This window comes from Sulfuritalea hydrogenivorans sk43H, assembly GCF_000828635.1.
In the GTDB taxonomy this organism is placed as follows: Bacteria; Pseudomonadota; Gammaproteobacteria; order Burkholderiales; family Rhodocyclaceae; genus Sulfuritalea; species Sulfuritalea hydrogenivorans.
On record NZ_AP012547.1, the window covers coordinates 103,440 to 122,728 of the forward strand.

The following is a 19,289-nucleotide window of genomic DNA, read 5'->3' on the forward strand; positions in this document are numbered from 1 at the left end:
AAAACAGAGGAGAGAGCAATGAAGGGCTACACCAAACTGGCAGCGGCACTGTTCGCGGCCGCGGGAGTCGGCGCTGGCGCCACGGCGATGGCCGCCGAGCAGATGGGCGTCAGCAAGAACGAGATCGTCATCGGTACCATCCAGGATTTGTCCGGCCCGCTGGCCGGCTTCGGCAAGGCGCTGCGTTTCGGCATGCAGATGCGGGTCGACGAGGTCAATGATCAGGGCGGCATCAACGGCCGCAAGCTCAAGTTCATCGCCGAGGATTCCGGCTACGACCCCAAGAAAGGCCTGCTCGCGGCACAGAAAATGGTGCAGCAGGACAAGATTTTCGCCATGGTCGGCACCATCGGCACGGCGGTCAATGTGGCGACCTTCCCGACCCTGTTCGACAAGGGCGTGATGAACCTCTTCCCGCTGACGGCGGCACGCGAAATGTACGAGCCGCTGCACAAGCTGAAGTTCTCCTTCGCTGCTCCCTACTACAACCAGATCCGTACCGGCGTGAAGTGGATGGTCAAGGAGCGCGGCGCGAAGAAGTTCTGCGTCATCTATCAGGACGACGACTTCGGCACCGAAGTGCTGAAAGGCGCCGAGGACGGCCTCAAGGACATCAACATGACCTTCGCCGAGAAGACCTCCTTCAAGCGCGGCGCCACCGATTTCTCGGCCCAGGTATCGAAGATGAAGGCGGCGGATTGCGATACCGTCGTGCTCGGCACCATCATCCGCGAAACCATCGGCACCATCGGCACGGCGAAGAAGATGGGCTGGAACCCGAACTTCATCGGCTCCTCGGCGGCCTATACCGACCTGATCCACAAGCTCGGCGGCAAGGCGATGGACGGCCTGTATGCCCTGCACCAGGTCGCGGTGCCCTATGCCGACGACTCGTCGAAGAACGTACGTGACTGGTTTGCCAGCTACAAGGCCAAGTTCAACGAAGATCCCGGCCTGTTCGCTGCCTATGGTTACGTGGCGATGGACATGTTCGTGCAGACGGCGAAGAAGACCGGCGCCAACCTGACCACCGACAACTTCATCAAGACGCTGGAGAGCACCACCTTCTCGCGCGACATGTTCGGCAGCCCGGAATACAAGTTCACGCCCAAGCAGCATCTGGGCAACGACAAGTCCAAGGTCGGCCAGATCCAGAACGGTCGCTGGGTGGCGGTGACCGATTACATGGCCCAGTAAGCCTGTCTTCGGGCACAATGCTTCACCGACGGGCGTCCCGGAAGGGGCGCCCGTTTTTATGTCTCCGAGCGAAGGCGAGAAGACGGTATCCCCAGGTGGGATATGTCTCCGAGCGAAGGCGAGAAGACGGTATCCCCTGGTGGGATATGTCCGCGGCACCGAGTCGCGGACGGCGTCCCCGGCGGGATTTCTGCCGTGCGCGGCCGTTTGATCAGTGAGTGGAAAACCCATGCCGAACACCATCGACGAACTGCTGGCGCGCATTCGGAGCTTGCAGGACGAACTCGAAGAAGAGTATCGCAAGGCCCGCGACGAGTTCGGGCAGAAACGGGCCCGGCTGGCGGACGAGCTGCTGCGTCAGCAGCGCGAGTACAAGATCGGCCTGTTCAGCTTCCTCGCCCGTACCCGGCCACTGGTGGCGCTGACCGCGCCGCTCGTCTACGCCGGCTGGATACCGTTCCTTCTGCTTGACCTGTTTGTCACGCTCTACCAGATCATCTGCTTCCCGATCTACCGGATTCCCAAGGTGCGCCGCGCCGACTATCTGGTGTTCGACCGGGCCGGGTTGCCCTATCTCAACATCATCGAGAAATTCAACTGCTTCTATTGCTCATACGGCAACGGCGTCGCCGCCTATGCCCGCGAAGTCGCGGCGCGCACCGAGCAGTACTGGTGTCCGATCAAGCATGCGCGAAGAATCCATGCTGCGCACGGGCGGTATCCGCAGTTTTTCGAATATGGCGACGCCGAGGCTTTCCGTCTCGGCATGGAAAGATTGCGCCAGCAGTATCAGGATACGAACCGCACGTAGCGCCTGTCTTGGCGCGGGGCAATCCGGCTTTACCGGCAGCGGGCGATTTCGGCGTCGGTCATGACCGACTTGATCACGCAGCGCTGCTCGGCCGCCGCCTGCTGACGCAGCTGTTCCTTCTTCTTCTTTTGCTCGGCGAGTGCAATTTCCTTTTGCTTGCGCTCTTCCTCGGCCTGTTTCGCCAGGTGCTCGATCTCCTCGCGCTTGCGCTGTTCCTCGGCCTTGCGCTTGTCGTCGGTGATCTTCGACAGTTCCATCTGCTGCGCCTGCTTTTCCGCAAGGCGTTGCTGTTCTTCGGCGGACAGCTTGGCCGCCGCGGCCGATCCGGCGACTGATCCGGCAGCCACGCCGACCGCCGCGCCGGTGGCCATTGCGGCTGCGGTCGAGGCGCCGCTCGACGGCGAACTGCCACCCGACGAAACATTGATGCTGATGCCTTTGCTCGCGGAGGAGGCGACCTCGTCCTTGTCGGTCTTCTTGGCTGCTGTAGAGCCTGTCGTGGATTTCGACGAGGACGACGAAGATCGGCTGCCGCCGCGCCCGGCTTCGCTAACCGTGGAAAATGCCACCAGCAGCGTGGCGATCAGAAAGTGGGTTGTTGTCTTCATGGAGCGTCGGGAATCGGTACGGGAATTCGAAGGCTAGCCCGAATGGCGCGACTGTTCAAGTAGCCAGCAGGCAGCTTCGTTCATCGGCGTCTGGCGGCTCGAACCACGTCAGCTGCTTTTCGAGCACGGCGACGGTGGCTTCCGAGGCGTCGCCGCTGCGTGCGCCGAGGCGCCGGCGCAGTTCCTCCGGCGGCGCTGCGGTGGCGAGGATGCCGAAGACCGCGCCGAGTTCGGCCGCCAATGCACGGAACTCCTCGCGTTCGGCGCGCTTCAGAAAGGCCGCATCGACGATCACCGGCCAGCCGGCGGCCAGCAGGTCCCGCGCCAATGCGCGCAGCCGCGCATAGGTGCGGGTCGTTGCCTCGATCGTGTAGATTCCGCCGTCCTGCGCCGAATGGCTGCTTTCCCGTGGCGCCAGGCCGAACAGGCGCTTGCGCTCGACGTCCGAGCGCAGCCGGACGATGCTGCCGGCACCCGCCACGGCCGGGTCCAGCAGGCGCGCCGAACTGACCGTGGTCTTGCCCGAACCCGACAGCCCGCAGGTGATGGTGAGAGTCGGCGCTGGCGGGACGGCGATTTGCTGTGCCAGTTGCAGGTAGGTGCGCGCCGAATCGAAGCCGGCCGGTTTCTGCTCCGCGTCTTCCTGTCGGGCACGCAGTGCTGCAATCTTGGCGCGCACCACGGCGCGGTATACGGCGTAAAAGCGCAGCACGGCGAGCGCCTGGAAATCGCCGCCGGTTTCCAGCCAGGCGTTCAGCAGCCACGCGGCCAGCCCCGGCTGGCGGTGGTCGAGCAGGTCGATCCAGACGAAGGCGATCTCGCTGGCTGTGTCGTTCCAGCGGAAATCCTCGTTGAACTCGATGCAGTCGAAGGGCGTCACGCGGCCATCGATCAGCACCAGGTTTCCCAGATGCAGGTCGCCGTGGCCTTCGCGGACAAAGCCGTCCGCCTTGCGCGCAGCGAAGTCGCCGGCTCGCCGCGTGAATTCGTCGTCGGTCCAGCGCGCCAGCTGCTCCACCTGCGGCTGGTCGGCTTGCGGCAGGAGCTGGCGCAGTTCGACGAAGTTTTCCCGCGCCGCCGCCAGGACCTGTTCCGGCGCACCGAAGCGCGTGCCGGGCGCCGCCACGGCCGCCGCCTGCTGAAACGCGCACAGCGTGGCGGCGAGCTGGGAAAGCTGGGCCGGTTGCAGTTCGCCGCGCTTCGCGACCCGATCGAGCCGCCCGCTTTCGTCGAAGCGGCGCATGCGTACCGCCCACTCGATGGCTGGCATCGCGCCGAGCCGGGGTTGTTCGGGCGTCCCGCCAATCGGCACCACGTCGAGATACAAGCCCGCGGCGAAGCGGTGGTTGAGCACCAGTTCCGCGCGACAAAATGCCTCGCGTCGCGCCAGCGTGCCGTAATCGAGAAAGGGCAGCGTGATCGGCTTCTTGATCTTGTAGGCGAAATCGCCCGCCAGCAGCAGCCACGAGGCATGCGTCTGGATCAGATCGACGCGCCCGGCCGGATGCGGATAAGCGTGCGGGTCGAGCAGGGCGGCGATCAGGGGCGGCAGAGGGTTTCCCATGCGATTCATTATCACCCCCGGCAACCCGCAATCGCCGAGCATCTTTCGCCCGATGCCCCGAATGCTCAATACCTCGGGAGCATCGTGACGATAGCGGCAGCAGTCTGTGTCGAGGATGGGAGGGGTTGACATTAACGAACGATCGTTCTATAAAGTCGCCATGGGCAAAGGCGAACACACACGGCAGGCAATCCTTGACGAGGCGCTCTCGATGGCAAGTTGTATCGGCCTCGGCTCGCTCAGCATCGGCGTGCTGGCCGAGCGTACCCACATGTCGAAGAGCGGGCTGTTCGCGCATTTCGGCTCCAAGGAGGAATTGCAGCTGGCCGTCCTGCGCGAATCGCAGCAGCGGTTTGCCGAAGTGGTGGTCCGGCCGGCCTTGCGTCTGCCGCGCGGCCTAGCCCGGTTGCGCGCCATCGTGGTCAATTGGCTCGACTGGACCCGGACCTGCAATCTGCCGGGAGGCTGCGTGATCAATGCCGCTGCCGCCGAATTCGACGATCAGCCCGGTCCGCTGCGCGACGAGGTCAGGAACGGCTTGCTGGCCTTGCGCCGCACTTTGGCCGAGACGGTGACCAAGGCCGTCGCTACCGGCGAATTGCGCGCCGATACCGATGTCGAGCAATTCGTCTTTGAATTGAATGGAATCTACCAGGTGACACAGCAGAGTCGACGATTGCTCAACGACCTGGATGCAGATCGCCGGGCGCTCGCTGCATTCGATCGCCTGATTCGCGACAACGCCGTTACTGAGGAAGGGAAATAGACATGGAACTGAATCTCAAGCCCGCTTTTTTTTGGCTAACTAATAGCACGACCGTTCGTTCCGCAACATTCTCGGCGAAGCTGTTCTGGCGGCGCGCGATTTTCCGAGCGCTGTGGGAGGTGTCGCCGCGGCGTGCCATCGACAAGGCCGTCCGTGTGTTGCTGACGCCGCCGCGACAGCGGTTTTCCGACGACGAACTGGCGGTGCTGGAAGAAGCCAGCCTGTTGCCGGTACCCATGATCTCGGGCCGGCTGGTCGCCTGGCGCTGGGGTCGCGCCGCCGATCCGGCGGTGGTCCTGGTGCATGGTTGGGGCGGGCGCGGCACCCAGTTGCGCGCTTTCATCGATCCGCTGCTCGAACGCGGCTTTTCGGTGATCAGTTACGACGCGCCCGGCCACGGCATGACGGGCGGCGAGGAATCGTCCCTGCCTCATATTTTGCAGGGACTCAATGCGCTGCTGGACCATGTCGGCCCGGTAGAGGCGATCATCGGTCATTCCGTCGGCGGCGCCATGACCGCCAAGGCATTGGCGAAGCGGCCGGCAATCAAGCGCGGTGTCCTGATCGCGCCGCCGGCCAGTTTGATCGGGCATACGCGCCGGATCGCCGCCGCATTGCGCTGGCCCGAGGCCCTGCGTGCCGCCACCCAGCGCCGGATCGAGTATCGCTTCGGCGTCGGCTGGAACGAGTTCGAAGCCGAAAGTGCGCGCGGCGAACAACCCTTGCTGGTGATTCATGACGCCCGGGATCGCGAGGTCGCCTTGGGCGAAGGCCAGCGCCATGCACGCCATTGGCCCCGTGCCCGCATGCTGGAGACTTCCGGCCTCGGCCATCGGCGGATTCTCGAAGACCGGCTTGTCATCGAAGCCGCCGCCGACTTCATCGCCGGAAACCGGCCATGACCGCGCGGCCGCCGTGGATGGGGGAAATGCAGGAATTTCGCCTGCGTTCGGCAACCCCAGCCGATCGCAGTCTGATAGAGCGATTTCTGGCGACGATGGATCGGGCAGGGCTGTACGAGCGACACTTTTCGCATGGCGAGGGACCCAATCTGGCCTTGCTGCAGCGTGTCGATCGGATCGACCATCGGGATCGCGTCACGATTCTTGCGCTCGGACACGATGGCGAGGTGGTCGGACACGGCGAATATGTCGCGCAAGACGGCGCGGCGGAATTCGCCTTGATGGTGCTGCCCCGGTTTCGCGCCCGCGGCATCGGCCGGCGATTGCTGCGGGCCCTGCTCGACATCGCCACCGCGACCGGACAGCGCACTCTGCACGGAATGATCCAGGCCACCAACGCGCGGGCCCTGAAGCTTGCCGCCGACTGCGGGCTGCGGCCGCAGCCAAGCGGCGACCGCACGGTCGTGATAGTCTCCCGGGCGTTGATCGCGAGTGCCGCTGCTACAGCTCCTGCCGGACTCGCCGCCATTGCCGCCGGGAATCCGATTCCAATAGTCCGCCATGACCCTGACCGAACTCCGCTACATCGTCGCACTGGCCCGGGAGCGCCACTTCGGGCGCGCGGCTGACAAATGCAACGTATCCCAGCCGACACTCTCGGTAGCCGTCAAGAAGCTCGAAGATGAGCTGGGTATAGCGCTATTTGAAAGAAGTTCGGGGGATGTTCGTGCAACTCCGATCGGCGCCCAGGTGGTGGCGCAGGCCGAGCGGGCGCTGGCCGAAGCGGCGCGCGTGGCCGAAGTCGCGGCCGCGGGCAAGGACCCGCTGGCCGGGCCGCTGCGCCTCGGGGTGATCTACACCATCGGTCCCTGGCTCCTGCCGGCGCTGGTGCCCCGGGTGAAGGCACTGGCACCGCAGATGCCCCTGTTCATTGCCGAGGGCTACACCGAAAACCTGCTGGAAAGGCTGAAGTCCTCCGAACTCGATGTGCTGGTGCTGGCCCTGCCTATCGACGAGCCCGGTCTGGTCGCCCAGCCGGTCTATGACGAGGCCTTCCGCACCCTGGTCCCCGTGTCCCACCCCTGGGCCAAACTGAAATCGCTGCGGCCGGAGCAGCTGCTCGACGAACCCTTGCTGATGCTGGGCGCAGGCAACTGCTTCCGCGACCAGGTGCTTGATTTGTGCGCCCGCGCCAGCAGCGGCGAATCGCCGCAGGTGCTGGAAGGCAGTTCGCTGGAAACCATTCGCCACATGGTGGCGTCGGGCGTCGGAGTCACCGTGATGCCGGCCAGCAGCGTCGATGGCATTCCTCCCGACGATGCCCTGTTGCGCGTGAAATGCTTCGTCGAGCCGACGCCGACACGGCGCGTGGGCCTGGTCTGGCGCTCCAGTTTTCCCCGCCACAAGGCCATCGACGTCATGCGCCAGGCCGTGCTCGACTGTCACCTGCCGGGTACCCGTCTGGCGAAGTGATGCGATAGTCGCCGGCTATCGGGCCGGTCGGAAAATCCAATTGGAAATCGGCGGATCGCCGGACTAGAGTTTGTTCAGGTCCGCAGGCGCCAAAGCCCTGCGACTCGGTATTGCGCGACGGCGCGGTACCCCCAATACCAACGCAGAGGAGTCCAAGCATGCAACTCAAGGGATCCAAGACCGAAGGCAACCTGAAGGCCGCGTTCGCCGGCGAATCGCAGGCCAACCGCCGCTACCTGTATTTTGCGAACAAGGCCGACATCGAAGGCTTCAACGACGTTTCCGCCGTGTTCCGCTCCACCGCCGAGGGTGAGACCGGCCACGCCCATGGCCACCTCGAGTATCTCGAAACCTGCGGCGATCCGGCTACCGGCCTGCCCTTCGGCGATACCGCCGCCAACTTGAAGACCTCCATCGCCGGCGAAACCCACGAATACACCGACATGTACCCGGGCATGGCCAAGACCGCGCGCGACGAAGGCTTCGACGAAATCGCCGACTGGTTCGAGACGCTGGCCAAGGCCGAGCGCTCGCACGCCAACAAGTTCCAGAGAACGCTGGACAGCCTCAACGGCTGATAAAGGCCAGCGGACGGCGGCAGGCAAGCCCGCCGCCGTACCGCCAGCGCCGACTCCTGACCCCGACGCCCTACCCCATTCCGTATAACGCAAAGGAAGGACGCCATGCGCGAAGGCAATCTCGAAGCCCCCACCCGTCACGCGATCGACTGGAAAAATCCGGACTTCTACGATGAAGCCGCGTGCGAGAAGGAACTCGAACGCATCTTCGACATCTGCCACGGCTGCCGCCGCTGCGTGTCGCTGTGCAATGCCTTCCCTACCCTGTTCGACCTGATCGACGAGGCGGGCGACGCCGAGACCGCCGGCGTGCCGAAGGAAAAATTCTGGAAGGTGGTCGACCAGTGCTACCTGTGCGACGTCTGCTACATGACGAAGTGTCCCTATGTGCCGCCGCACCAGTGGAACCTCGATTTCCCGCACACCATGCTGCGCGCCAAGGCGATCCAGTACAAGACCGGGAAAATGAAATTCCGCGACAAGCTGTTGACCTCGACCGAACTGGTGGGAACTTTGTCCTCGATTCCGGTGGTGGTGCATGCAGTGAATGCCGCCAACAAGTTCGGCCCGGCGCGCGCCGTGCTGCAACAGGTGCTCGGCGTGCAGAAGGAGCGCCAGCTGCCGGAATTCGACAGCGCCCACTTCCGCGCCAACGCGACGCCCAGCCACAACCATCCGGTACGGGACGGCGCAAAGTCGCCGGGCAAGGTGGCGGTGTTCTCGACCTGCTACGTCAATTACAACGAGCCCGGCCTCGGCCACGACCTGCTCAAGCTGCTCGACCACAACGAGATTCCCTATGTCGTGGTGCAGGGCGAAACCTGCTGCGGCATGCCCAAGCTGGAACTGGGCGACCTGAACACCGTCGAGAAGTACAAGGAGCGCAACATCCCGCTGATGCACGAGCTGGCGCAAGCCGGCTATGCCATCGTGACGCCGGTGCCGTCGTGCACGCTGATGTTCAAGAGCGAAATTCCGCTGTTGTTCCCGGAAGATGCGCGTTGCAAGGAAGTTTCGCTGGCCATGTACGACCCCTTCGAGTACTTCGTCCTGCGCAACAAGGACGGCCTGCTGAAGACCGACTTCAAGGTGCCGCTGGGCAAGGTTTCGTACCACATCCCCTGTCATTCGCGGGTGCAGAACGTCGGCCGCAAGACCGAGGAAATGCTGAAAATGACCGGCGCCACGGTGAATACCGTTGAGCGTTGCGCCGGCCACGACGGCACCTGGGGCGTCAAGGAGGAGTACTACGAACTGTCGATGAAAATCGGCAAGCCGGTGTTCAAGGCCATGGCCAAGGACGAACCCGACTACGTGAGTTCCGACTGCGCCATCGCCGGCCGCCACATCCTGCAAGGCATGAACGAGGCCGGTGCCACGGGAAGGAAGGAAAAGCAGCATCCGCTGACGCTGCTGCGCATCGCCTACGGACTTGAATGATCCTGCAAGGGGATACCGTCTCCGCGTCCCGCGGAGACATAAATGGAAACCGCCATGACCATCACCCGTGACTCCCTGATGACCCTCGAAGCCTATGCCAAGGCCCGCACCGCCATGCGCGACGAAGTCATGGCGCAAAAAAAGCTGCGCCGCGTCAAGCTGGGCGAGCACATCCTGCTGATATTCGAGAACGAACTGCTGATCCGCTACCAGATACAGGAAATGCTGCGCGTCGAAAAGATCTTCGAGGAAGACGGCATTCGCCACGAACTGGAATCCTATGTGCCGTTGGTGCCGACCGGCAGCAACTTCAAGGCCACCATGCAGATCGAGTACGCCGACGAAGCGGAGCGCCATCGCATGCTGGGCCTGCTCAAGAGAGTCGAGGACCGGGTCTGGGTGCGTATTGCCGGTTTCGACCCGGTGTTCGCCATCGCCGACGAGGACCTGGAGCGCGAGAACGAGCACAAGACCTCGGCCGTGCATTTCCTGCGCTTCGAACTGACCGCCGGCATGCTGGCCGCCGCCAAGGGGGGCGCCGCAATTTCGGTGGGCGTCGACCATCTCCACTACAGCAGCATGGTTACCGTTGACGAGGCTACCCGCGCCTCGCTGGCCACCGATCTGGCTTGACAGATAGGCTCCAATTGACGCGGATCAACTGATTCCGCCAGAGGCTCCACTACACTGCCCGTCTGTTTTGATGGGGGTGGTACGCAGTGGCAAAACCTCAACTGGTGTGTCCGGCCGGCAGTCTGGCGGCGCTCAAGGCGGCGGTGGATAACGGCGCCGATGACGTCTATCTGGGCTTTCGCAACGACACCAACGCGCGCAACTTCGCCGGGCTGAACTTCGACGAGAAGAGCCTCGCCGAAGGCATCCGCTACGCCCATCAGCGCGGGCGCAAGGTGCTGGCGGCGATCAATACCTACGCCCAGGCCGGACGCTTCGCCGACTGGACGGCCTCGGTCGACAAGGCCGCCGAGCTCGGCATCGACGCGGTGATCATCGCCGATCCCGCCGTGCTCGACTATGCGACCAAGACGCATCCCGGCATGCGCCGCCACCTCTCGGTGCAGGCCTCGGCCACCAGTTACGAGGCCATCAATTTTTGCCGCGAGAAGTTCGGCATCCAGCGCGCCGTGCTGCCGCGCGTGCTGACGCTGGCGCAGGTCGAGAACGTGATCCGCCATACCGACGTGGAAATCGAGGTGTTCGGTTTCGGCAGTTTGTGCGTGATGAACGAAGGCCGCTGCTGGCTGTCCTCCTACGCCACGGGCGAATCGCCCAACACGGTCGGCGCCTGTTCGCCGGCGAAGTTCGTGCAATGGGAAAAGAAACCGAACGAGATGGACGTGCGCCTCAACGGCATCCTCATCGACCGCTACGGCAACGACGAGAACGCCGGCTACCCGACCATCTGCAAGGGCCGCTTCGAAGTGGCAGGCGAGACCTACTACGCCATGGAAGAACCTGCCAGCCTCAACGTGCTGGAAATGCTGCCGGAGATCATCCGCATCGGGGTTTCCGCGATCAAGGTCGAGGGCCGCCAGCGCAGCCCGACCTATGTCGCGCAAGTCACGCGCAACCTGCGCCAGGCGCTCGATGCCGCGGTCGCCGCGCCAGACAAATTCAGCGTCAAGCCGGCCTGGGCCGCGGAACTGGGCAAGGTCTCCGAGGGCTCCCAAATTACGCTGGGCGCCTACAACAGGCCGTGGCGCTGATGCAGATCACGCTGGGCCCATTGCTGTTCTTCTGGCCGAAGGCCGAGGTCATGGAGTTCTACGCCCAGGCCGCGCAGCATCCGGCGATCGACCGGATATACATCGGCGAAGCGGTCTGTTCGCGCCGCCAGCAACTGCGCACGGCGGACTGGATCGGTCTGGCCAAGGACTTGCGCGAGGCCGGCAAGGAAGTCGTGCTCACGGCACAGGCCCTGCTCGAATCCGAGAGCGACCTCAAGGCCATGCGCCGCCTGATGGCCGATGCCGGTGGCCTGGTCGAGGCCAACGACCTCGGCGCGGTGAAGATGGCCCAGGACCAGGGCCTCGGTTTTGTCGCCGGGCCGCACCTCAACATCTACAACGAACACACCCTGGCTTTCTTCGCCGCGCAGGGCTGCAAACGCTGGCTGCCGCCGCTCGAGGTTTCCGGCAGCGTGGTCGAATCCCTGCACGCGACGCGCCCGGCCGGCATGGAGACCGAAGTGTTCGCCTTCGGCAAGTTGCCGCTGGCTTTTTCGGCGCGCTGCTTTACCGCGCGCCACTATGGCCTGAACAAGGACGACTGCCAGTTCAAGTGCCTCGACCATCCCGAAGGCATGCTGGTGAACACCCGCGAAGGGCAGCACTTCCTGACCCTGAACGGCATCCAGACCATGTCCGCGCAGACCGAGAGCCTGCTGGCACAGATGCCGGAGTTGCTGGCACAGGATATCGACGCCGTGCGCATCAGCCCGCAACCGGCGCACACTTTCGATATCCTTGAGGCTTTCGACCGGGCGCGCCGCGGCGAAGCCGTGACGGACAAGGAGGAATGGGCGCCGGCCGGCCTGGTCAATGGTTTCTGGTTCGGCCGTGCCGGTACGGCGCATCAAGTCGCCTGAGGGGTTTTGCGATGAAAAACAGTCTGGGCTTGCCGACGATTCCCGCCTTCACCTTGCCGCCGCTGATCGCGCGGGTCGGCGCGCGCTTGCCGCAATGGCCGCATTCGGTGAATCTGGCGCTGGCCCTGAATGCCGCGAAGAAGCTGGGCGTGTTGCCCGAGGATACCTTGCAGGAACTGGAAGGCCGGCGCTTTCGCGTGACCGTGCAGGACACCGGCGTGGTGGTGGACTTCACCTACAGCGCCGGGGCGTTCCGGCCGATTTTCATCGTTGCCAACGAGCCCGACCTGCACTTCACGGCACGCCTCTCGGCCTTCCTGCAAATGGTCAGCCGCCAGGAAGACCCGGACACGCTGTTCTTCAATCGCAGCCTGTCGATCGAAGGTGATACCGAGCTGGGCCTGCGCGTCAAGAACATGCTCGATGCGCTGGAATGGCCGCGTCTGTCCTGGCAGGGGCTGCGCCCGACCTTCCTCAAGCAGTAGAGTCGGCGCCGGCGATACGGCGAAGTTCGCGGCGCGAGGTAAGCGAAAGAAATTCAGGGGATCGCCGGCGGGCTGTGTTACAGTCCGCCCCGCTTCACCTCCTTAGCGACCGCGCTCCAGTCTGCCGGTCGTGCCTGAATGGCGACATCGAGCTTGTCTCGGTCCCCTCGACGGTTACACCCCAGAGAAGTTTCCGCCCAGATTGGCTCGCAGCATTGCGGGGGTCGGCTTCAGAGGTAATCAACATGCAGTTTTCCGAACTCGGCCTGTCGGCCGAGCTCCTGCGCGCCGTTGGCGAGCAGGGCTACACCACGCCCACCCCTGTCCAGCAACAGGCCATCCCCCACATCCTCGCCGGCCGCGATCTCGAAGCCCTGGCCCAGACCGGAACCGGCAAGACCGCCGCCTTCGTGCTGCCGATCCTGCAACGCTTGACCGCTGCCGCGGCCAGTCCGCTGCAGAAAGTCACCCACACCGCACCGCGCGTGCTGGTGCTGGTGCCCACGCGCGAGCTCGCCGCGCAGGTGCTGGAAAGCGTGCGCACCTATGGCGCCCACACCGGCCTGCGCAGCCTCGCCGTGTTCGGCGGGGTCGGCATCAACCCGCAGATCCAGACCATGCGCCGCGGCATCGACATCCTGGTCGCCACCCCCGGCCGCCTGCTCGACCACCTCGGCCAGCGCACCGTCGACCTCTCGAAGGTGCAGATGCTGGTGCTTGACGAAGCCGACCGCATGTTCGACATGGGCTTCATCCGCGACATCCGCCGCATCATCGAGCGCCTGCCGAAGGAACGGCAGAACCTGATGTTCTCCGCCACCTTTGCCGCCGAGGTGCGCGAACTTGCCCACACCGTGCTGCGCAATCCGGCCATGGTCGAAGTCGCCCGCCGCAATGCGCCGGCCGAACTGGTGACGCACACGGTGATCAAGGTCGACCAGGACAGGAAGCGCGATCTGCTGTTGCACTTGTTCGCCGCCCACGGCTGGCATCAGGTGCTGGTGTTCTGCCGCACCAAGCACGGCTCCGACGCGCTGGCGAGGAAGCTTGAACAAGCCGGCGTTCGCACCGCGGCCCTGCACGGCAACAAGTCGCAGAATGCCCGTACCCGCGCCCTGGCCGACTTCAAGTCGGGCAAGCTGGCGGCGCTGGTCGCCACCGACATCGCCGCGCGCGGCCTCGACATCGATTCCCTGCCGCGCGTGGTGAATTTCGAACTGCCCAACGTGCCGGAAGACTACATCCACCGCATCGGCCGCACCGGCCGAGCTGGCGCCAGTGGCGAAGCGCTCAGTCTCGTGAGCAGCGACGAGCGCATCCAGCTGCGCGACATCGAGCGCCTGTTGAAACGCGAGATCGAAACCTCGATCCTCCCCGGTTTCGAGCCGCAGCACAACCACTCGGTGCCGCGTCCCGCCGCCGGCCGCACACCGGCGGCCAAGCCGGCCCAGGGCCGCTCGCGCACGGGTGCGGGGAACCGCAGCGGCGCGCCGCGTCCGGCCCGTTCGGGCGGTGGTGGCGGGGGCGGCGCCAAGCCGGCCAGCCATCACAGCGGCCAGCGGCACCGCTGAGATCGGCATCAAGCTCTCCGCGGGTCCAAATTTTTCCCCGATCGGGGAGTTTTTGAGTCGGACCCGTGTTGAGGGCTTGAACAGGCCCGCTATCGGCGGGCGCGGGCTGATCCGCCGTCAGACGCGAAAGCGCGCGACCGACTGTTCGAGGCCTCGAGCCAGACCGTGCAGGCGCTCGGCGGCGGCCGAGGTTTGGCGCACGCTGGCGCTGTTTTCTTCCGCCATGGTGGCGATGCGCTCGACGCCACGGGCGATTTCCTGGGTGGCGGCGGCTTGCTCGTCAAGCGCGCTGCCGATGTCGACAACCGCTTTGCCGACGCGGTCCGCGCTTGCCTGAATGCCCACGATCGAGTCGCCGGCCTGATGCGCCAGGCTGACGCCTTCATTGACGCGAGTGACGCTGCTTTCGATTTCCTGCGCCGCGCGCCGTGCGCCGGCCTGCACCTTGTCGATGACATTGGCAATGGTGTGGGTTGACTCGGAAGTACGTTCGGCGAGTTTGCGGACTTCATCGGCGACGACGGCGAATCCCCGTCCCTGCTCGCCCGCCCGCGCCGCCTCGATGGCCGCGTTCAAGGCCAGCAGGTTGGTCTGGTCGGCCACTTCGCGGATGACATTGATGACGGCGGAAATTTCGTTCGAGTAGGTTTCGAGCTCGCGGATCGTGCTCGCGGCTTCGTTGACGGCGGCGGACACCTTGCCCATTTCGTCGGCGCTCGAATGCACCACCTGGCCGCCGCTGCGGGATTCCTCGCCGGCACTGGCCGCTATGCCGCGGGCATCACGGGCATGGTCGCGCACCTGATCGATGGATACCGACATCTCTTCCACCGACGCCGCCATGCTCGAAGCGGCCTCGCTTTGCGCTTCGGTGGCGCGGGTTGCCTGACGGGAGGCAGCGGTCAGTTCCTCGGCGGAGCGGGACAGTTCCTGCGCGCTCTTTTGCGAGGCGCTGACCATGCCGTGCAAGCCTTCCCGCATCAGCGCAAAAGCCGCAAGCAGGCGACCGCCTTCGTCCCGACCGCCGAGTGGTACCGGACGGGTCAGGTCGCCGTTGGCGATGGCTTCGGCGACATCGACCGAAGCGTTGATCGGGCCGGTGATGGCGCGGGTGAGAAACCAGGCAAAGCCGGCGGCGGCGGCCAGCCCGCCGCCGACGATCAGCAGAAACAGCGCCGTGCCCGTGGTGTGCGTGACGACGGCTTGTTCGAAAGCCTCGCGGGCAACCTTTTCCTGGTAGGCCGACAGTTTGCTCAGCGCTTCGATGGTGGCCACCGAATGCTGATTGCGCGCGGCCAGCAAGTCCTTGACCAGTCCGGTCGAATAGTCGCCGCCCTTGATGCGATTGATCAGGTTCGAGGCTTGTTCTGCCCAGGTTTTGCGCTTGACGGTCAAATCGGCCGCCAACTGCTTCTCCTCCTCGGTCAGATAGGTGGCCATGTATTTGGTCCACAGGGTGTCGATTTCGGCGCGTCGCTTGTCGAATCTTTCCAGATGGACGTCCACCGGGTGATCGTGGGCAGCAGCCAGCTGTCCCTTGGGGTCGTGCTGGATGGTCAGCAACAACTCGGTCGTGTTGTCACCCAGCAGTTCGCCGATCCTGGCCAGGTCGCGCAAGGGCACCACCCTATCCTCGAACACCGATTTGAGCGTGGCGACGGCGCGGTTTTGGTTGTTCCAGCCGATGCCGGCAACGGTCAGCAACAGCACGCCGGCCGCTGCCAGGAGGATGAAAATGCGCTTGCCGATGGAAAGATGGTTCACCGTGTTTCTCCGAAGTTATTGACGATAGCCGGCGCATTGTGGCGCGCGCCGCCCGTTGAGAAGCGGGATGGAAAGGAACATTATTCCTCCAGTTCGATCGCTGCCGCGCAGTTTGACGTGGACCTCATGACATACGCTTGATCCCGCACAAGTCGATCGGGTTCGGCTCGCCTCAGAACGACGAGCCGGCTTGCTTGAGGAACTCGATTTCCTCGGGTGTCGATGCCCGGCCAAGGATGGCATTGCGGTGGGGAAAGCGGCCGAAGCGGGCGATCACCTCGCGATGCCGGATCGCATAATCGTAGGCGCTGTCGAAAGCCGCGGTTTTCATTTCGCGGCGCAGGCCGGCGAAGAGGGCCACGGCGCGCTCCTGATCTAGCAGCGACTCGCCGTGTTCGAAGGGCAGGTAGGCGAACCAGCGCTGAAAGGGCGACAGGTTCTTGTCGCGGCCGGCGCCGACCAGGGTTTCCGCCAATCCCAGAGCCTGCGCGTCGCCGGTGAAGGCGCGCGGCGTGTCGCGGAAAATGTTGCGCGTGAATTGGTCGAGCAAAAGGATGCGCGCCAGCAGCGCTTCGTCAGGCCCTGCGTCGAGGGTAGTGTTCAGCGCCGCTTCGACAGCCGCGCCGAAACGGTCGCGGATCGTCGCATCGAACGCGGCATCCTTGCGGAACCATTCGGGGCGGTAGGTGCCGTGGCCGGGGTGGTCCGGCAGCAGGAACCAGAAATCGAGAACGGCGAGGGCTTCAGGCGCCACGCCGGTCATACGGCTTTCTTGGCAGCGGGCTTCTTCGTTGCGGGCTTGGCGGCCGCCTTCTTCGCAGCGGGTTTTTTGGCCGCAGGTTTCTTTACTGCAGCCTTCTTAGCTACGGCCGCTTCGCTTAACGCCGATGAATCCGGCGTTAGCCTTCTCTGAAACTTCGTTTTCGCCGTGTCGTCAGCGCCGACTGTCGGCGCAGCCTTGGCCTTCGCCGGTTTCGCCTCGTCGGCCTTGGCGGCCGGCTTGGCCCCGGCTTTCGGCGCCCTCGGTTCGAACTCGAAGCCCACCTTGCCGGTCTTCGCATCGCGCACCAGATAGGCGGAAAACTTGCGTCGCGTCTTGTTCGAGATGAAGCCCTTGAGCAGGTCGGTCTTGCCGGTGGCCAGCAGCTTCTGCATGTCGGCGCGTGCCACCTCTTGCTGCAGGATTATCTTGCCGGAGCGGAAATCGCAGGTCTTTCCCGCGCCCACGGCCTTTTCGCAGACATAGGCCATGCCGTGCTCGAAGACGCGCGCGCCGCATTTCGGGCAGGCGCCGAGCGATTCCTGCGTCGAGAAATCGACTTCTTCGCCATCGGCGTCGGCGTCCGACTGGCCGAAATCGAATTCCGGTGTGTGGTCTTCCTTGAGCTTGATCATCGCCGCGAAAGGACGCCCCATCTTGCTGCGGAAGCCCTGCAGGGGGCCGATCACGCGCTTCGTGAGCAGCTCGTCCATTTCTTCCGGCTCCCATTGCCGGCTGGCGACGATCTTCCACAGGCTGTAGTCGCAGGACTTGCACTGGAACTTCTTGTAGTTTTCCTGGATCACGCCGCCGCAGCGCGGGCAGGGCGTCTTCAGCGTGGAGAAGGCGGCTTCGGGCAGCTCGCCGGTCTTGATGCGCTCGACCATCTCGCGCGTCTTGTCCACGATGTGGCTCATGAACTCGTCGCGCGCCAGCCGTCCGTGTTCCATTTCCTTGAGCTTGTATTCCCATTCGCCGGTCAGTTCGGGCGAGCGGATTTCATCGACGCCGAGGTTTTCCAGCGCAAACAGCAGCGAGAAGGCCTTGGCCGTCGGTTGCAGTTCGCGGCCGTTGCGATGCAGGTATTCCTCGGCCAGCAGGCCTTCGATGGTCGCGGCGCGCGTGGCCGGCGTGCCGAGGCCGCGTTCGGACATCGCCTCGCGCAACTCCTCGTCCTCGATCAGCTTGCCGGCGCCTTCCATGGCGGTCAGCAGCGTGGCTTCCGTGAAGCGCGGCGGCGGCTGGGTGGCCTTGGTCTTGACCTCGACATCCTTGGCCCAGACGCGTTCGTTCTTTTCCAGCGGCGGCAGGGTCAGGTTCTCGCCGGCTTCCTCGCGGGTTTCCTGCGATTCCTTGCCATACACGGCGAGCCAGCCCGGCGTCACCAGCACCTTGCCTTCGGTCTTGAAGGCTTCCTTCTCGATGCGGGTGATGCGCGTGGTGATGTTGTACTCGGCCGACGGATAGAAGATGGCGAGGAAGCGCTTGGTGACGAGGTCGTAAATCTTCTGTTCCGGCTCGGACAGGTTCTTCGGCGCGGCACCGGTGGGGATGATGGCGAAGTGGTCCGAGACCTTGGCATTGTTGAAAATGCGCTTGTTCGGATGCACCCAGCCGTTCTTGATGATGGCGCCGGCAAAGGTGGCGTAGGGCGTGCCGGCCATCGATGCCAGCGTTTCCTTGACCGTGCCGATGTAATCCTCGGGCAGGTGGCGGCTGTCGGTTCGCGGGTAGGTCAGCGCCTTGTGCTTTTCGTACAGCGCCTGGGCAATGCCCAGCGTGTTCTTGGCGCTGAAGCCGAAGCGGCCGTTGGCCTCGCGCTGCAGCGAGGTGAGGTCGTAGAGCATCGGGCAGGCTTCGGTCTTGGGCTTGCTGTCCTCATCCACCGTGCCGTGCTGGCCGAGGCATTTCTTGCGCAGCGCGTCGGCCTTGGCCTTGTCCCACAGGCGCTCGGCGCGGGCGTGCTCATCGTCGGCCTTCTTGAACTTCTCGTCGAACCAGCGGCCCTTGTAGGTTCCGGCGACGCACTGAAATTCGCCTTCGACTTCCCAGTAATCGCGCGAAACAAAGTTGCGAATGCGGCTTTCGCGTTCGACCATGATCGCCAGCGTCGGCGTCTGCACGCGGCCCACCGGCGTCTTGTAGAAGCCGCCTTCCTTCGAATTGAAGGCGGTCATGGCGCGCGTGCCGTTGATGCCGATCAGCCAGTCGGCTTCCGAGCGGCAGCGCGCGGCATCGGCCAGCGGCAGCATTTCCTCGTCGGTGCGCAAGTGGGCGAAGCCGTCGCGGATCGCGGTGGTGGTCATCGATTGCAGCCACAGGCGGCGCACGGGTTTTTGCTTGGCGCCGAGGGCGTGCTGCGCCACGTAGCGGAAAATCAGTTCGCCCTCGCGTCCCGCGTCGCAGGCATTGACCAGGCCGGTGACGTCCTTGCGCTTGATCAGGCGCGTCAAGAGACGCAGGCGTTCCTGCGTCCGCTCGATGGGATTCAGCGCGAAATGCGGCGGAATCATCGGCAGGTGGGTGAAGCTCCACTTGCCGCGCTTGACGTCGTATTCCTCCGGCACCGTCAGTTCCAGCAGGTGGCCGATGGCGGAGGACAACACGTAGTCGTCGCTCTCGAAGTAGTCGCCGGTCTTGGTAAAGCCGCCCAGCGCCTTTGCGATGTCATTGGCGACGGAAGGTTTCTCGGCGATGATCAACTGCTTCATGGTGTGGGCTTTCCCCCCGGCCCCCTTTCCGGGAAAGGGAGTGACGGAGGTTCG

At 64.4% G+C, this 19,289-nt stretch carries 18 protein-coding genes; 13 read left to right on the forward strand and 5 right to left on the reverse strand.

The window, feature by feature from the left end; genetic code table 11:
• Positions 1-18 precede the first annotated feature (18 nt).
• Together SUTH_RS00470 and SUTH_RS00475 are read left to right on the forward strand one after the other, a co-directional pair.
• Positions 19-1,197, forward strand: a complete 1,179-nt coding sequence (locus SUTH_RS00470) for an ABC transporter substrate-binding protein (RefSeq protein WP_041096239.1) — start codon at positions 19-21, stop codon at positions 1,195-1,197.
• 229 nt (positions 1,198-1,426) lie between these two features.
• Positions 1,427-2,008, forward strand: coding sequence for a hypothetical protein (locus SUTH_RS00475; protein ID WP_041096241.1), 582 nt, complete (start codon positions 1,427-1,429; stop codon positions 2,006-2,008).
• A gap of 29 nt (positions 2,009-2,037) precedes the next feature.
• Here the strand turns inward: SUTH_RS00475 and SUTH_RS19205 are convergent, their stop codons facing one another.
• Complete coding sequence (locus tag SUTH_RS19205; RefSeq protein WP_148312808.1) at positions 2,038-2,616, reverse strand: hypothetical protein; 579 nt, start codon at positions 2,614-2,616, stop codon at positions 2,038-2,040.
• A gap of 55 nt (positions 2,617-2,671) precedes the next feature.
• Positions 2,672-4,180, reverse strand: coding sequence for a bifunctional aminoglycoside phosphotransferase/ATP-binding protein (locus SUTH_RS00490; RefSeq protein ID WP_041101306.1), 1,509 nt, complete (start codon positions 4,178-4,180; stop codon positions 2,672-2,674).
• Between the two features lie 160 nt (positions 4,181-4,340).
• Between SUTH_RS00490 and SUTH_RS00495 the strand changes: the two genes are divergently transcribed.
• The 11 genes from SUTH_RS00495 (at position 4,341) to SUTH_RS00545 (ending at position 14,000) form a co-directional block, all read left to right on the forward strand.
• The gene (locus SUTH_RS00495; protein WP_041096245.1) at positions 4,341-4,946 is read left to right on the forward strand and encodes a TetR/AcrR family transcriptional regulator; all 606 of its coding nucleotides are present in this window, start codon (positions 4,341-4,343) and stop codon (positions 4,944-4,946) included.
• Positions 4,947-4,948: 2 nt separating this feature from the next.
• Entirely contained in the window at positions 4,949-5,848 is a 900-nt protein-coding gene (locus SUTH_RS00500; RefSeq protein ID WP_052472996.1) for an alpha/beta hydrolase, read from the forward strand.
• The gene (locus SUTH_RS00505; RefSeq protein ID WP_041096247.1) at positions 5,845-6,477 is read left to right on the forward strand and encodes a GNAT family N-acetyltransferase; all 633 of its coding nucleotides are present in this window, start codon (positions 5,845-5,847) and stop codon (positions 6,475-6,477) included. Before SUTH_RS00500 ends, SUTH_RS00505 begins: the two co-directional genes overlap by 4 nt.
• Positions 6,410-7,321, forward strand: a complete 912-nt coding sequence (locus tag SUTH_RS00510; RefSeq protein ID WP_041096249.1) for a hydrogen peroxide-inducible genes activator — start codon at positions 6,410-6,412, stop codon at positions 7,319-7,321. Before SUTH_RS00505 ends, SUTH_RS00510 begins: the two co-directional genes overlap by 68 nt.
• A gap of 158 nt (positions 7,322-7,479) precedes the next feature.
• Positions 7,480-7,899 carry a rubrerythrin family protein gene (locus SUTH_RS00515; RefSeq protein WP_041096251.1) on the forward strand — a complete coding sequence of 140 codons (420 nt, stop codon included), beginning with the start codon at positions 7,480-7,482 and terminating at the stop codon, positions 7,897-7,899.
• Positions 7,900-8,004: 105 nt separating this feature from the next.
• Positions 8,005-9,339: a heterodisulfide reductase-related iron-sulfur binding cluster gene (locus SUTH_RS00520; protein WP_041096253.1), complete on the forward strand. Its 1,335-nt coding sequence runs from the start codon at positions 8,005-8,007 to the stop codon at positions 9,337-9,339.
• Positions 9,340-9,381: 42 nt separating this feature from the next.
• A complete protein-coding gene (locus SUTH_RS00525) occupies positions 9,382-9,972 on the forward strand; it encodes a DUF3501 family protein (protein ID WP_041096255.1) in 591 nt (196 codons plus the stop codon).
• Positions 9,973-10,058: 86 nt separating this feature from the next.
• Positions 10,059-11,063 carry a ubiquinone anaerobic biosynthesis protein UbiU gene (gene ubiU, locus SUTH_RS00530; protein ID WP_041096257.1) on the forward strand — a complete coding sequence of 335 codons (1,005 nt, stop codon included), beginning with the start codon at positions 10,059-10,061 and terminating at the stop codon, positions 11,061-11,063.
• On the forward strand, positions 11,063-11,944 hold the full coding sequence (locus SUTH_RS00535; protein ID WP_041101308.1) for a U32 family peptidase: 882 nt from the start codon (positions 11,063-11,065) through the stop codon (positions 11,942-11,944). The genes ubiU and SUTH_RS00535 overlap by 1 nt, the downstream gene beginning before the upstream one ends.
• An 11-nt stretch (positions 11,945-11,955) precedes the next feature.
• Positions 11,956-12,429: a ubiquinone anaerobic biosynthesis accessory factor UbiT gene (gene ubiT, locus SUTH_RS00540; RefSeq protein ID WP_041096259.1), complete on the forward strand. Its 474-nt coding sequence runs from the start codon at positions 11,956-11,958 to the stop codon at positions 12,427-12,429.
• A 245-nt stretch (positions 12,430-12,674) separates the two neighbouring features.
• Positions 12,675-14,000, forward strand: a complete 1,326-nt coding sequence (locus SUTH_RS00545; RefSeq protein WP_041096261.1) for a DEAD/DEAH box helicase — start codon at positions 12,675-12,677, stop codon at positions 13,998-14,000.
• Between the two features lie 117 nt (positions 14,001-14,117).
• Here SUTH_RS00545 and SUTH_RS00550 read toward each other — a convergent pair whose 3' ends face one another.
• The 3 genes from SUTH_RS00550 to SUTH_RS00560 all read right to left on the reverse strand — a co-directional run bounded on the left by SUTH_RS00550 (position 14,118) and on the right by SUTH_RS00560 (position 19,235).
• Positions 14,118-15,764 (reverse strand): HAMP domain-containing methyl-accepting chemotaxis protein, encoded by a 1,647-nt coding sequence (locus SUTH_RS00550; protein WP_052472998.1) that lies wholly within the window; start codon positions 15,762-15,764, stop codon positions 14,118-14,120.
• A 172-nt stretch (positions 15,765-15,936) separates the two neighbouring features.
• A complete protein-coding gene (locus SUTH_RS00555; RefSeq protein ID WP_041096262.1) occupies positions 15,937-16,527 on the reverse strand; it encodes a DUF924 family protein in 591 nt (196 codons plus the stop codon).
• Positions 16,524-19,235 carry a DNA topoisomerase III gene (locus tag SUTH_RS00560; protein WP_070099317.1) on the reverse strand — a complete coding sequence of 904 codons (2,712 nt, stop codon included), beginning with the start codon at positions 19,233-19,235 and terminating at the stop codon, positions 16,524-16,526. Before SUTH_RS00560 ends, SUTH_RS00555 begins: the two co-directional genes overlap by 4 nt.
• Positions 19,236-19,289 lie beyond the last annotated feature (54 nt).